We start from the raw sequence: 14,585 nt of genomic DNA, 5'->3' as shown, positions 1-14,585 counted from the left end.
TTCTTTATCTGGCGGGATAATGAGCGACCAATAATAAGAAACCGGCTGGACCCGCCGCGCTTGTAGGGCAGAGTAAACTGCCACCCAAAGTCTCCGCTTTCATCCAGATAAATGAGCGCCGTCATGAGCCATGTGAGAATAGAGGGCAACCCCTGAGTCCCACATGTTTACACCGCACTTGGGAGCCCTTTGCATCGGGGTCCGGGCTGATTCAGGATTTATCTGCCGCTGGCAGTAAACATAGAGTAACCTGTCTGGTCTTGGCGTCTTTGCACCACCGTTCAGGATAACAAAGGTACTTCTCCTCCGTGCTTGCTAAATGTTGTTCATGATGGGCATGCGTTGCCCGGCTCTCCAGAGGAGATTACTTCACATCCCGACCGAACATGAGCACCCATATCAGGACTGCCAGCCAGCCCATGACGGTCCACCCAAGAAACACGTCCAGCAGGGTGGCCCCCACCAGATGCGGGTGGCCCAGACTCCAGGCCAGCAGGACGGGCAACAGATAAACCACCAGCCCGACCAGACAGGCCAGTATCAACAATAAAACAAAGCCGGATGGCGTGTATAAAAACCAGCGTGCCATTGGTGCTATTTCCTGTAACCTGCCTCAAGTTTGGGCCTGACGGAGACGGCTATTCTTTCGCCCCTGCTTTTTTATGCAGATGCACATCCGTGGGCGAAAAGGCGACACCCTCTTTCAGCGGAACCGGCCCCACATCAAAACCCAACTGCTGCAATTTTATCAGCGCGGTAGGTAGCCCTAGCTCTGCCGCCTTGGCGAGCCACAGCACGCCCACCGGAATGTTTTTCTTGACTCCCGAGCCATTGATGTAATGCCAGGACAGCAAATCCATGGCATCGGCTTCCCCTTTTTTGGCCGCCGCCTCAAACCAGGCGACGGCCAATGGGTAGTTGTCCACTTCATGAAAACTCAGGCCCACCATCTTCATGGCTTCGGGCTGACCCGCATCGGCCTGTATAATCCAAGCTACCCGCGTATCCGTCAGGGTCAACGGGATATGTTCTGCCAGACTGACCAAATCAATCTTCTTCGCCGCACCCCCTGGAATACGACCCGCAGGCACGTCTTTTCCGGCAATTTCCGTATTCCCTAACCAGTTATGGATGGTCCGAATGGATTTGCCGGTCAACAAAGCGGCGGTCTGTGTACTGACAAAAATGGCAGTGTCCGACGGAGAGATGGTCATTCTGATATTCCTTTGGGGAAGCGGGAGCGATAAATCGCAGATTAGCACAAAATCACCGCTTCATCGCCATGACCATGAAGCAAATACCCTGATTTCATCGTCACGACGATGCATTCACCTCTTTGACGATGAAGTAAAGCTGTCATTTCAACGTGATGACCATGAATTCATCGTTTTCACGGTGAAGCAAAAATCTCATTTCATCGTTGTGACGATGAATTCACAACTTTGACGATGAAGCCGATGCTTCACTTCATCGTGTTTACCATGAAATACCGCAGGGCTGCGATATTGTCCCGATGGTTTCTGAAAAAGTAACCATTTGTTTTTCAGTAAAATCAATAGACTGAAAATATACGTTCCAGAATATGAAACGTCTGGTACATATCTTGCAACATTAGAATCAGTCAGCGCCAGTGTCGCTGTCCAACGGGTTTACCACACAAGGAGCATCCTCATGAGCATGAAAGTCAACCAAGTGAAGCGGGCCGCTGAAGCCGGTTTCACCCTCATCGAACTGATGATTGTCATTGCCATCATCGGCATTCTGGCGGCCATCGCTATTCCGCAGTATGAAAAGTATATTGCTACGTCACAAGGAGCAGACGTTGCGCAGGATTTTCATCAGGCAGTAACAGCTGCTACTTCTGCAGTAGCAGCTATGCAAGCAGGGCAATCAACACAGTTAGTTTCTGTAGCTGGGGCGAAGGGGGCAGCGGGCACACCTGGAGTATTGCAGGGGAATGACCCGATGCCTGGACAGGGAGCCAACGCAGAATATGTAGATGGTACAGATGGCACCGTTGCAGGACAAATTGGTGTTAACCCCGACCCCATTAATACAACCAACCTTACAGCTGGCAATACAGCGACAGTTAAAGTAAAGCTTGCAGGTACTGCTGGTGGAAGTGGTCTTACAGCAGCAGTTGATGCTGACAATGCAATTAATCAAGCATTTCCGGGAGCGTGTGGAACACCTAACACAGTAATAACCACCCCAGTAGATTGCACTGTAACTATCGGAGCGAGTGGTGCTGTTACCAACGGCAACGGTTAATCCCATCCACCCCCATCCTAAATAACGGACGGGGCATAACAGAGGACATCTCGTACAGGTGTCCTCGATTATGCGAAGTAATACAGCAAACCCGATTAGGCTATTTATCGCTCATTTCCAAAACCATTGGACACCCAAGGAAATCCCCATGATGGTTATGCCTCAAGGCACGATTACCGTTCTTCTTAACGGGAGGGCTGGATAATGTTTTATCCGGATTTCAGCGCCTGGCTCCATCTGGAAACCCTGCGCTTTCAGGCATGGCCCATCGTCACTTATCTGAGCGATGCCCGCACACAGGAAGGCATGGTGCTTCCCGCCCTCATCAGTATCGCGCTGTCCATCGCCTACCTGCGGCGCATCAAGGACCCGGATGTCATTCTGGGTTTTCTGCTCTTTGCCATGACCATCGGCATCAGTACCGCCTATTGGGGAGTCACCGGGCTGCATACCTTTACGGCCAATATCATCCTCTGGCCGGTATTGGTGTTCCTGCTGGGCGACCGCCTGCCCTGGCCGATGGTCTATCCCCTGGCTTTTCTGGGAACGCTGGTGCCCGACCTGTACGGGGCAGGGATGTCCACCCATTGGACCAACGCCTGGTTTTTTGGCGTGGGCGGAGCCGGTTGGCAGGATGGACTGTTTTGGGTGCCCCTCAAAACCCTGATGGCCGCCGCGCTGTTACATCATTTCGGAAATACCCTGCGTCAGCATGGGTATTTCCATCGCCGCACACCCCTTTCTGAGGACGTGTGCTTTACGGGTATCGAAAATCACAGACGGACAAAAGGAGAACAACCATGAACGAAACAGAACGGCAAGCACGCATCCAGGCCCTCCAGAACCGGCGGCATCAGTTGCTCCATCGCCGGGAAGAACGGGAAGCGCCGATAGTAAGTATCGACATGGAACTGAACGTGGTGCGCAGTGAACTACAGGCCCTTTACGCCATGCGCCGTAACCAGGACCAGACGGCTGCCAACTCCGGTCATCACACCGTGCGGCACGCCTGAGCGGGAACCATGGGGGCAGGGGCGTGACCATGTCAGACCCTGCCCTCCATGGCTCTCAAGGTCATCGTTCGCATTGGACACCTTGGCGGGAATCTTCCGCTTCGGGTTGCATCACCTGCAAGGTTCACGGGCAAACCGAGCGCACTGGCAGCAATTGAGTGGGCGCTCGGCGGTCAGGTTTTTTTCAACGGTAAACTCTGCACATGTTCTGTTGATGGGTGGCACCCTCTGATACGGGCTTGTGTCAGCAGTGATATAGTACTCAGTATATCGTTGGTTCAAGGAAGAATGTGTTGCCATGAAACTGAAAGTGGTCGTACATGAGGCGGAAGAGGGAGGTTATTGGGCGGAAGCTCCGGCTATTCCCGGTTGTGCCACGCAGGGAGAGACCTTTGAGGAGCTGCTCGGCAACCTGTATGAAGCGATAGAGGGGTGCTTGTCAGTGGATATTCGGGATATTCCGGTTTCCGACAAAAACAAGGTCATGGAGATTGCTGTTTGAAGCCGGTGAGCGATATGAGTGTCCCCAAGCGCTATCGAACTTTCGCAGAGTTTTACCCGTTTTACTTGAGTGAGCATCAGAATGCGGTATCGAGACGGTTGCATTTTGTGGGCACCACCACGGCGTTGGTTCTGGTGCTGGTTGCCCCCCTATCCGCGTGGTGGTGGCTGCTTCTTGTGGCGCTATTGCAAGGTTATCTATTCGCTTGGGTAGGGCACTTTTTCTTTGAACACAACAAACCCGCCACATTCAAGTATCCCCTATTCAGTTTCATGGGTGATTGGCGGCTGTGGTGGGAGATTATCGTTCGCAAGCGGAACTTGTAGCATGGTGCGGCTTGGCTCGTCCCGATATGCGTTATGGAGGTTTAGCGGATGCCTGACATCATCTACATTCTGACCAATGAGGCCATGCCGGGCCTGGTCAAGATTGGCCGGACCACGGATAGGGTTGAATCCCGCATGGCCCAACTCAGCACCCATTCGGGAGTGCCTTTACCGTTCGAGTGCTACTTTGCCGCTGAGGTGAAGGACGCCCCCAAACTGGAAAAGACGCTGCATCAGCTTTTTGCGGAAAACCGTATCAACCCCAAAAGAGAATTTTTTCAGGTGGACCCGGAGAAGGTCGTGCTGGCCATCAGTATTGGCGAGTTTACCGAAATTACTCCGGGGGCAGCCGAGATAGACCAGGAAGAGCAGCAGGCCCTGGAAAGAGCCAAGGCCAGACGGCCACGCATCCGGCTGGAGGCATTGGGCATCCACCCTGGGGATGTCCTCACGTTCTCGCGGGATGAATCCCTGACGGCCACGGTTGTGGATGCCGGGAGAGTCAATTTTCAGGACGAAATTCAAAGCCTCTCCGCCGCAGCCCTGAAAGCCCTACATGGCCTTGGCTACAAGACACCCACTGCCAGCGGTTCCGAATACTGGATGTTCGAGGGGGAATTGCTGGACGAACGCAGGAAGCGTATGGAGGATGAGCAGTTTGGCGAATCGTCGGACAACAATGTTGGGAAAGAAATATTGAGCATCTGATGGGAGCCAACTGGTTATGAATAATTCTACAAAAGAAGACCTGCTTGTTATTCTAGGTGCCGGAGCCAGTATTCACGCAGGTATGCCTGGGGTCGTAGATATAACTGAACGATTAGCAATGTGCGACGAGTGGGATTCTCCATGGGTTGATGATGTAGAGTCTGTGTGCAGCGGCTATAGGAAAAGTCAGAATTTATCCCTGTACTTCCATCAAGTAAGATGCTATTCAAGGCAATATAGTAATTATGAACAATTTCTGGGTTACTTAGAAAATATTCATCTAAGCGGATTTCGGTGTGCGGCCCATCCCTATGATGTTCACACAGTGACCATCAATACTATTATTGACACATTCCGAATCGAACCAAAGTTGAGTGAGCATGGAGAAGCAAATTACAAGGAGCTATATAAAAGGTACAGACTTTTGCTGTTTACCTTGAATTATGACTCAGTTGCCGAAGACTACGCGAATCGGCTAGGCGTAACGTTATCAGATGGTTTTTCGTCTAGCAAAGAACATGTTCACCCTGAAACATTTTGTTCCGATAGCCTTGCGTCAGCGATAAAGTCAAAGGAGCATATACTGGCACACCTGCATGGGAGCATTTTTTATTCTATGCCAAGCAAAGATACAATCTTAAAGCATTCAGGATTGGTGCCTGCTACCAATGCACGTTTTGGTCTTGATAACGCGCCCGGCGAACCAAAGTGCTGCTTGATAAGCAAAGATGGTCGGCACTTAATAGCTTCAACAATAATCTCAGGCACTGACAAATCTAATTTGATTTCAAATATGCCAGTCATGGGGGAATATATGCGTGAGCTAAAAAATATTAGCCAAAATGTAAAGCGCATATTAATAATCGGATACGGTGGAAATGATTCTCATGTTAATGAGCAACTTGCGGTCGCATACCGGAACCCCAATTTGAGGGTTGCGTATATCACTAAGTCAGACTTAGAGTATCCACCGAGAGAGGTGTTCGCGGCTCTGCCAGATGTTAAGTTCTGGACCGTGCATGGTACTAGCGGCTGGAAGTCAGGAGACTCAAAGGTGCTTGTTGAGACTTCCGGTTTCCCATTAACAAATGACGTTTCAATGCGTCTTATCCTGAACCATTTGGGAGTATCCTAAAGCTATTCCCCAAATGCATTCTAGCCGACGTCCGGCAACCACCGCATAACCTTCAGGGTCTCCATGCTGACTGTCACCACATGGCAGAACAGTTCCAGCGGATACGTGGGGCTATACGGAACCCGCTTCTTCATCGACACTCGGTTCCGTCTCGTGCAGTATTGCACGAAAGCCACCAAAGGATTTGCCGCCCCTGTCGTGGTGCTCCATTGCAGGGAGGCGACAACCCTGCTGACACAGGAGGCACTATTCGAGCCTTGTTACGGGAGGTTACGGGAGCCGTGATTTATTTTCAGATTTGGTGGGAGTATTCTGGTCAAAGGCCAGAGTGTGCTGCGGTAAGAGAGGCCGCGGAATGTTACACGTCAGTGTTGAGATGCCGCACGCTCTGAGCCATCGAATACTGCCCCGGGCGGTAAATAAGCAGAGGGTAACACATGGATATTGAAGACCTGATGAAAAGCACAAATGGCCCGGCCTATGAGAAGAACGAGTCAAGATATGGTGTGCCACTCACCTATGTTGGCGAGAAGCTCCGGTATGCTCTGGAAAATTACCATTACTTGCTCCAAGAAATCGGGAGGTCCGTTCCCGACAATCCTCCACTTCCTGATGAGTTCCATGAATGGGCACCAATTTCAGCAAAGCAGGATTTGCTGGAAACTCCTGCCTGGGCTTCTTTTCATTACCAACTAACAGCATTTGCAGCGCTTTTCAACATGCTTGCATCCGTCCAATCTCGCACGGATATTGAACGCTTGGGAAAAATGTCGGAAAATGATTTCATGGACTGGCTCGACTTCATTGAGAATGAGGGCTCAGTTCTGGGGTTGGGAGGAATACCCCCTGTTTTTTGAGTGCTCCTTCGCTTTAATCCTTGATGATAGCGCGGTAGCAAGACCACCCAAGTTTGGGCACTTTGAGTATCTGCGAAGGATGGCCTGGATGACTAAAAACTTTTCAACACTGCGGTCCCGCACGTCCGCCGATGCACAATCCCGGTCGGCGGCAAAAGCCCAGGTCATGCAGCGAGAAATGCCGTCGCAAGAGCTTCGTTTGACCCGGGGACTTTCACAAAAAACCCTGGCGGATATTCCGGGCGTTCAGCAACCCGCTATTGCCAAGATGGAAAAGCGTCCCGATATGTATTTGTCCGCGTTACGCAGCCATATTCAGGCGATGGGCGGATTCAACAATTTGCGGATACGGATGACCGAGAAACAAATAATTCAAAGTAGCTGCCTGTCAGGTTCAAATATTAGCATATAGCCGCATTATTTAAGTAAGGTGTGATAGATATGAAGGGATGGCGCTTTTTTGTTGGTGCATTGCTTGCATTACCGCTCATTGGTTGTTCGTCAACAAACGATTTGCATGTTTCATCATTTTACGCTGATAAAAACATAAAAGATGGACTGCTTTACATAAGGATGGTTGAATCGTCACCTGGGCATATCAACGGGTACATTGCTTATCAGGTTAATGATAACGACGGCGACACATTGAAATATATTTATCAAATGTATAATGGAACCATAAACAACCGAGTGTTCAGCTTCCAGACAAGAAGTAGCGAGCCACTCGCTGACGGGCCGTTTTCTAGTTTGACATTATCAGGGAACATTAAACGCACTAAATTGATTATGTATTCTAACGCTAACAGGTACAGCTTCAATAAAGTTACAGACCATCAGCTTGTTTCAGACATCAACAGCCTGAAAATTGCAGCACAACACAGAAGGCTGGTTTTGCGGTCAAACAAATTAATGACAAGTCTTGGTGAGTATGGAAAAAAACTATATGGCAGCATAAGGTCATACATTTTGTTTTCCCATGACTTACCTGCCTACAGTAACAACCTTAAACAGGGGTACAATGCATATATCAATTACTACAGTAAGTGTTTAAGGTATATTACGCTAGAAAATAATCGTGGAGTTCCCCATTATATATGGCAAAATTGCGCTACAAATGTATCTGTTAATAAATATCAGAGAGACAGAGTAATACATATCTTTGAGCATATAGAAAAAGAGAATAGGTTGGAAACCGGCAAAATAAATGATGAAAAAAACATTCTATCGGAAAAATTCAATACGGCGATGGCTTTGTACAAAAGCTCTTGCATGTACAGGAAAAATGCACAGGAATGCCTTAATGATGAAAAATATTTGTTAAGAATAGGCCCATTCGGTAACGTTATAAACAATACAACAGCAATAGAATACGCAAAGGCCAAAGTCGCAGCAAACAATGCCCTATCTATTGACAAAAAAACAGTCGATGCAGGTGCGCTCAAGTTACATGAGCTTGCCATGAAAATATCTGCGGTAAATAATTCTTAGTAAAACCGGGGCGAGCGCCTACTCAATTACGGTTCCTAATCGTTTTGGGTAGGTGTAGAATCCCGGAGAGCATCCTTGTATACCTGTAAAATTCTCCTGTTGTTTCTGTCAGAGCGCCCCACTGCATCCCAAGGTGGAGACATATCCACATTAGGAAATCCTCGATATTGGATAAACTTATGCCCATTGCCGTCTTGGTCATAGATACCGCGATAAAACCCAGAGAATACGAAATTAGCAGTAACATGACCACCACCCACGCTGGGATTAAATTTGTACTTATATACAGAGAAATAACTTTCGCCATTGATTCCTTTGTACGATATTACTGCATTCCAAAGAGAATATCGAGCAAACTCTTCGCCGGCCGATGTTATTGTTGTGTTTATATTCGTAAATTCATGCAGACGCAGGTTATTATCATTGGATGTTATATCAATCCGTTGAAAATCTAATCTGAGTTCTTTAGTATCGTTCGGGCCTATTCCATCGGATAACAGTTCTCCACTCGCAAACAACCACGAAATCACCTTGTTGTCGTTGCCCTCACCAGAATCCTGTGACAGTTGTTCTGTCGGCATATTGTGACAATAGAAATTCAGATACACTTCTAAGGCCGGAGAACCAGATATATTTCTTATTTTTCCTTCAATATTCATCTTGGCATGAGACAAGTCTGTAATTCTGCCCTCTTCCAATATCACATACGGACGGCGCAGGAACTCGTCTCGCTTGACTTCAATATCCGTCATCTTTTTGGTTTCTTCTGCCAGTCGAGCCGTTTCAGTTGCCAAGTCCTTTGTGGCGTCAGCGGCTTTCCTGGATTGTTCAACGGATTTTTCAGCAGCCTTTGCTGACTTTCTAGCCTCGCAACCGAGCCATACAGTAGCCACAGCCAGTCCACAAGTTGCTATCGCTGCCGCAGCAGAAGCTATTGCTGTCCACTCCATAATTCACTACCCCTCACCAATAGATAACCCCGGCAACCCCCGCACAATCTTCATCGTCTCCAGGCTAACCGTGACCACCCGGCAGAACAGTCCTATTGAATACATGTAGTCGTGCATGGTTTCTGTGGCCCAGGCATTCGCGTCATTGACAATCCTGCTCGCCTTATCGGTCTTGACGCATTGGCGCTCTATGACCCAATCCAGCGCCGGTTTGCCATTAACGACATACCCATAGGCTTCCAGCGGGATGCCGGTCAAGGTAATTTTGTCGTTGTAATGCACGGTGCTCAGGTCTTTTTCCTTACCGTTCTTGCCGTACTTCATTTTCTCGACACGGTAATCGGCATCGGTGAGGGGATTGCTCCCCGCCAGGGGCTTGCCGCGCTGCTCGATGGTCAGCGGATAGGGCTCCACCGTCTCATAGTGCAAATGCAGTGCCGCCAGGTCCCGGCCCGCCTGGGAAAATGCCCAGAAGTCCGCAGCCGTTTTCACCCGTGGGATGCGCGGGAGTTCCTTGGAGAGATTGTCGGCATAGCGTTCCCGGTAGTCCGGTGAATGCAGAAGGCCATAGACGTAATAGAACACGTCCTCCTTGCTGATGACCTCATTCGGATAGGCTTCACGAAAATGCGACAGCCCGGCATCGGTGATGGCCTCGCGGCGGTTGTATTTTTCAATGGATGCGTCGTTATGTGCAAAAATGTCGTCTTCAGCTACGGGTGCCTCAGTGTCGTAGAGATAGAGGGGAAAGCATTGGCCTTTTTCAATATTGTCCAGGCACGGCAACGCATTGGTTATGAGGCAGGAAAAATTCCGGGCGGCCACTCCAGAAACACAAATCACCACATTCTCCACCCCCGCCTCCGGGAAGATGCGTGGCATCTGGTACACCCTTTCATTAAAACGGCGGTTGAAATACAGCCATTGCTTAGTGAAAGGACGGTACAGGCTGGAAGTCAAACTCGCCTGCTCAAAGGCAAAGTGACACCCTTTGGCAAGTTCTTCCTTGAGATTGTGCGTCCAACTGATTTTAGTCGGGTCAGTATCGATAAAGCCATCCACGGCGTCATCGCGGGCCTTTTTATCCAGTCCGCCATAGACTTTCTGGAAGCTGGCGGTTTCCTGATTGTAGAAAGCAATCATCCGCGTCATGTTGTCGGTCACAGCCCGCCTGGAAGCGTTGTAGCACCATGTGTCACGACCAGTAGCAACACCCAGCGAAAAATTCTCGAACAGCTTGGTGCCATCACCTTTTTTGTCGCCCATAGCGATGAACTCCATAAAACTATTATCGCGCTGTTTGAGCCAGTCGCCGTGCGCGTCCGGGATAATGTGGTTCCAAGCGTCGGCTTCGGTGATACCCGCCACGCTACCGAAGCGGGCAATGGTTTCCAGCTTGTCCTCCCGGCTGAGGTAATCACCAATGTCATGGAAGTAAATCTGGCCTGGAGCGGCGGCATTGGGGTTCTTCACCAGCAGGGATATGGCAATCGGGGCGCGGCTGCCGCTACCGAAAATCTTGCCGCCTTCCTTGCGCGACTGTTCGCCGGAAGTGCGTTGATTACCCCGCAAATGAAATACATACAGGCTGGAAAACTCCTCGACCAAGGCTTTCCTTAGACCATCCGCCAGATTGGCTTCAATCCACCCGGCATTAGTCACAAAACCGATGATGCCGTTATTCCCAATCCGGTCAGAAGCCCAGCGAATGGCGCGGATATAACTGTCATAAAGCTGACGCACGGAAGTCATCACAGAGCGTTTTGCGTAGGTTTCTTGAATCCGCTCATCCAAATGTGGATAGCTGATATTAGCGTTGTTATCGTTGGCACTGGTTTGCCCTGCCGAATACGGCGGATTCCCCACAATCACCCGAATATCGAGTCGTTTTTGCCGCCGCCTGCGGGCATCGTTTTCTTCCAGCGCCGCCATGTTGTCCACCAGGTCTTCCTTTTCGTACAACTGGAAGGTATCGGTGAGGCAAATCCCCTCGAAAGGCTGGTACTCCCCGCCCATGATGCCGTGATATGCGGCTTCGATATTGATGGCGGCAATGTAGTAGGCCAGCAGGACCATCTCGTTGGCATGGATTTCGTGCTGGTACTTGTAGGGCAGTTGCGCCGGATTTATCAGGCCGCTTTGCAGCAACCGGGTGATGAAGGTGCCGGTGCCCGTAAAGGGGTCCAGAATATGTACACCCTCGCTGCCCAGGGTTTGCCCAAATTCGGTTTCCAGCAAATGGGCAACGCTGTGCAGGATGAAGTCCACCACTTCGACGGGGGTATAAACAATGCCCAGCCGTTCGGTCATGCGCGGGAAAGCGTTGCGGAAAAACTTGTCGTAGAGTTCCACCACAATCTTTTGTTTTCCTGCGGCATTGTCGATGCCCTTTGCCCGCTCTTTCACACTCTCATAGAAGGCTTGCAGGGTGTCCGCTTCCTTGTCCAGCCGGTGTTCCTGCAACTGCTCCAGCACGGCTTGCATGGCCTGACTCATGGGGTTGTGACTGGCGAAGCTGTAACCCTCAAAGAGGGCATCGAAGACCGGCTTGGTAATGAGGTGCTGGGCCAGCATTTCGATGATTTCGTCATCCCGGATGCTGTCATTCAGGTCGTCCCGCAGTTCTTTCGCAAAAGCGGCAAAGGTTTCCCTTTCTGTGGTGTTGGCCGGGTTTTCGAGGATGGCATGAATACGGTCAATATGGGTGCGGGCGATTTTGGCAATGTCATTGGCCCAATCCTCCCAGTGGTGGCGATTGCCGACCTTCTGGACCAGTTTGGCATAGATGGCGCGTTCGATTTCGCCAATCTCGAATGGCATTTCCACTTGTTCGACTTCCGGTGAGTCGTCCCTTTGTCCAATGGTCCCGCCACCCCGCGCACGGTTGGCGGCTTTCCTGGCCGCGCTGGTTTTCTTTGCGGGCTTCTGGAACTTGTCGGTGACGGCAATGACTTCCATTTTGCTGGGGTCTTTGCCTATCAGGTCCAGCTTGTTGACCATGGCATCGAAGCGGTCATCGTGGGAGCGCAAGGCTTGCAGGACTTCCCAGACCACCTTGTAGGTCTTGTTGTCATTCAGGGCTTCGTGGGGTTCCACACCCGCCGGAATGACCACGGGCAGGATGATATAGCCGCGCTCCTTGCCGGGCGCATTGCGCATGACCCGCCCTACAGACTGCACCACGTCCACCTGGGAATTGCGCGGGGTGAGAAAGAGCACGGCATCCAGGGCGGGGACATCCACCCCTTCGGACAGGCAGCGGACATTACTGAGAATCCGGCAGGTATTCGCCGGGGTGTCCGCTTTCAGCCAGTCGAGCCTGGCTTCCTTTTCTCCGGCATTCATGCCGCCGTCCACATGCTCCGCCTGACAGGTGAGGGTGCTGGCGATACTTCCGGCAGACTCAGGATTCGCCAGGGCTTCCTGCTGCTGGTATTCCTCGACCACGGCCTGGAACATGCTCGCAATCTGTTTGGAACTGACCTTGGGGTTTTTTTTACCGAAGCTCGGCTCGATGACCTGACAGAAGGCCACGGCCCGGTGCATGGGCTGGGCGTCCTGTTCCGTCAATCCCTGTTTGGCCAACGCCTTCCAGCAGCCCACGATTTTGGCGGCATCGTCCATCTTGAGCTGATTGTCGGGGTCGCGCAGCAGATTTTGCAGCCTGCGGTTGATATGGGATTCTTCCACGGCCAGCACGATGACCTTGTAATCCACCAGCAACTTCCGCTTGACGGCTTCCGAAAAGGTAATGACGAACAGTTCCTCCCCGAACACGGCGGTGTTGTTCATGCCGTAGAGGGTGGTGTTTTCCTGCTCGGCCCGGGCTTCGGCCATGTCGCTGTAGATGCGCGGGGTGGCAGTCATGTAAAGCCGCTTGCGGGCCTGGATATACTCGGCATCGTGAATCCTGACGAAGGCGGAATCATCATCGCCAGCAAAGGATGCCCCGGTGGTGCGGTGCGCTTCGTCGCAAATCACCAAATCAAAGGCCGGGATGCCGTATTCGGCCTGCGCTTTGTGGACGACGGCCAGGGAATGATAGGTGCTGAATACGACGGTCATGTGGGTGCCATCATGGCGTTGGTGCAGGGCATCGGCCAGGCGCTTGGCCTCCGTGGTCGCGGGATAGCGCAATTCATAAATGGCCGCCGTGATGGCGTCATCTTCCTTGCTGCGTTTCTTGCCCACATCGCTATCGGAACACACGGCGAAGCTGTGCAGGGGAATGGTCGATTCCTGGGTCCATTCGGTGAGGGTCTGTGACAAAAGGGACAGGCTGGGCACCAGGAACAAAACCCGCTTGCCTGCGCCCGTCAAGGCTTCGGCAATTTTCAGGCTGGTAAAAGTCTTGCCGGTGCCGCAGGCCATGATGAGTTTGCCCCGGTCGGCCGGAGTCAAGCCGCGGGTCACGGCTTCCAGTGCGCGTTGCTGGTGTTCCCGCAGGGTCTTTTTGGGCTTCAGAACCACCTGGTCACGGGACGCGGAAAACTGTGCCCAGTCAATCTGACTGTCTTCCAAATCATGCAGGGTGAGCTTCTGGGCCGGTGGCTGCTGGTCGCGCAAGGCGTCTTCGGCGTTTTCACTCCAGTGGTCCGTGGTGGTAATGATGAGTCGGTGCGCGAAGGTCTTTTTGCCGGAAGCCGTGAAAAAGGAATCGATGTCCGCCTTCTGGACCCGGTAGTCCGGGGCAAAGAACTTGCACTGGATGGCGTGAAACTCGCCGGTACCGCGCACCTGGGCGACCAAATCAATGCCGCTATCGCGTTTTTTCAGGTCCTGGGTGGCTGCCCAGTCCGCATAGGTCCAGACCTGCTCGTAATAATCGGCGTAGAACCGTTCATGGCGCAGGTAGGCGACGGCCAGATGTTCAAACAGGGTGCCCTTGTCGCGTTCATTCTGGGCGGAGTCACGGAAGGATTGGAGCAGGTCTTGCAGGGCGGTCATGCGGTGTCTCGTTTTTTGTGGATGGGGATTTTGCGGAATATAGCACGTTACCCGCCAAGGTGCTGGCCCTGGCGGCGCATCCTTCAAGGCCCCCGGCTCATGGGCAAAGATAGTAATATCTATAAATTCTGATAATGGATTTATCAAAGATACATTGGCCAAACCGCGTGTGGTGGGCTATGCTTACCAATGTGCCTAGAGCAAGAAAGCCCATGTGCGCCCCCAAAGATTTTAGCAAACACCCTGAACCATACCGATATGGAGGCCCCCATGGTAGAGAAAACCCACGACAGTCTAGGCAATTCCCATTCCACAAACTCAATTTTCTCCGAGACAGCACCCCCCGAACAGATATTCGCTGAATTTTCAGGACGTCGCGGGGATTTTC

General features: G+C 51.4%; 14 protein-coding genes. 10 read left to right on the top strand and 4 right to left on the bottom strand.

The window, feature by feature from the left end; genetic code table 11:
• Nucleotides 1-364 precede the first annotated feature (364 nt).
• Both ACJU26_RS08635 and ACJU26_RS08630 read right to left on the bottom strand, forming a co-directional pair.
• Entirely contained in the window at nt 365-589 is a 225-nt protein-coding gene (locus ACJU26_RS08635) for a superinfection immunity protein (protein ID WP_414039284.1), read from the bottom strand.
• Between the two features lie 49 nt (nt 590-638).
• Complete coding sequence (locus tag ACJU26_RS08630; protein ID WP_414039283.1) at nt 639-1,214, bottom strand: tetratricopeptide repeat protein; 576 nt, start codon at nt 1,212-1,214, stop codon at nt 639-641.
• A gap of 457 nt (nt 1,215-1,671) precedes the next feature.
• Between ACJU26_RS08630 and ACJU26_RS08625 the strand changes: the two genes are divergently transcribed.
• From ACJU26_RS08625 to ACJU26_RS08580, 10 genes are all read left to right on the top strand, one after another.
• Entirely contained in the window at nt 1,672-2,271 is a 600-nt protein-coding gene (locus ACJU26_RS08625) for a prepilin-type N-terminal cleavage/methylation domain-containing protein (RefSeq protein ID WP_414039282.1), read from the top strand.
• Between the two features lie 204 nt (nt 2,272-2,475).
• Nucleotides 2,476-3,075 carry a hypothetical protein gene (locus tag ACJU26_RS08620; RefSeq protein ID WP_414039281.1) on the top strand — a complete coding sequence of 200 codons (600 nt, stop codon included), beginning with the start codon at nt 2,476-2,478 and terminating at the stop codon, nt 3,073-3,075.
• Nucleotides 3,072-3,284 (top strand): hypothetical protein, encoded by a 213-nt coding sequence (locus ACJU26_RS08615; RefSeq protein ID WP_414039280.1) that lies wholly within the window; start codon nt 3,072-3,074, stop codon nt 3,282-3,284. The genes ACJU26_RS08620 and ACJU26_RS08615 overlap by 4 nt, the downstream gene beginning before the upstream one ends.
• Before the next feature lie 298 nt (nt 3,285-3,582).
• On the top strand, nt 3,583-3,786 hold the full coding sequence (locus ACJU26_RS08610; protein ID WP_414039279.1) for a type II toxin-antitoxin system HicB family antitoxin: 204 nt from the start codon (nt 3,583-3,585) through the stop codon (nt 3,784-3,786).
• A 5-nt stretch (nt 3,787-3,791) separates the two neighbouring features.
• Entirely contained in the window at nt 3,792-4,112 is a 321-nt protein-coding gene (locus ACJU26_RS08605; RefSeq protein WP_414041959.1) for an Mpo1-like protein, read from the top strand.
• Between the two features lie 48 nt (nt 4,113-4,160).
• Nucleotides 4,161-4,820: a GIY-YIG nuclease family protein gene (locus ACJU26_RS08600; protein WP_414039278.1), complete on the top strand. Its 660-nt coding sequence runs from the start codon at nt 4,161-4,163 to the stop codon at nt 4,818-4,820.
• 16 nt (nt 4,821-4,836) lie between these two features.
• The gene (locus ACJU26_RS08595; protein WP_414039277.1) at nt 4,837-5,955 is read left to right on the top strand and encodes an SIR2 family protein; all 1,119 of its coding nucleotides are present in this window, start codon (nt 4,837-4,839) and stop codon (nt 5,953-5,955) included.
• 437 nt (nt 5,956-6,392) lie between these two features.
• A complete protein-coding gene (locus tag ACJU26_RS08590; RefSeq protein ID WP_414039276.1) occupies nt 6,393-6,812 on the top strand; it encodes a hypothetical protein in 420 nt (139 codons plus the stop codon).
• A gap of 88 nt (nt 6,813-6,900) precedes the next feature.
• Nucleotides 6,901-7,224 carry a helix-turn-helix domain-containing protein gene (locus ACJU26_RS08585; RefSeq protein ID WP_414039275.1) on the top strand — a complete coding sequence of 108 codons (324 nt, stop codon included), beginning with the start codon at nt 6,901-6,903 and terminating at the stop codon, nt 7,222-7,224.
• 29 nt (nt 7,225-7,253) lie between these two features.
• On the top strand, nt 7,254-8,300 hold the full coding sequence (locus ACJU26_RS08580) for a hypothetical protein (RefSeq protein ID WP_414039274.1): 1,047 nt from the start codon (nt 7,254-7,256) through the stop codon (nt 8,298-8,300).
• A 35-nt stretch (nt 8,301-8,335) separates the two neighbouring features.
• Here the strand turns inward: ACJU26_RS08580 and ACJU26_RS08575 are convergent, their stop codons facing one another.
• Together ACJU26_RS08575 and ACJU26_RS08570 are read right to left on the bottom strand one after the other, a co-directional pair.
• Nucleotides 8,336-9,250, bottom strand: coding sequence for a hypothetical protein (locus ACJU26_RS08575; protein ID WP_414039273.1), 915 nt, complete (start codon nt 9,248-9,250; stop codon nt 8,336-8,338).
• A gap of 6 nt (nt 9,251-9,256) precedes the next feature.
• Nucleotides 9,257-14,197 carry a DEAD/DEAH box helicase gene (locus ACJU26_RS08570; protein WP_414039272.1) on the bottom strand — a complete coding sequence of 1,647 codons (4,941 nt, stop codon included), beginning with the start codon at nt 14,195-14,197 and terminating at the stop codon, nt 9,257-9,259.
• Nucleotides 14,198-14,585: the final 388 nt, after the last annotated feature.

It is taken from the genome of Acidithiobacillus sp. M4-SHS-6 (assembly GCF_047421495.1).
GTDB lineage: Bacteria > Pseudomonadota > Gammaproteobacteria > Acidithiobacillales > Acidithiobacillaceae > Acidithiobacillus.
Note: the sequence above shows the minus strand (reverse complement) of the source record. Positions and strands in the feature narration are given on the sequence as shown.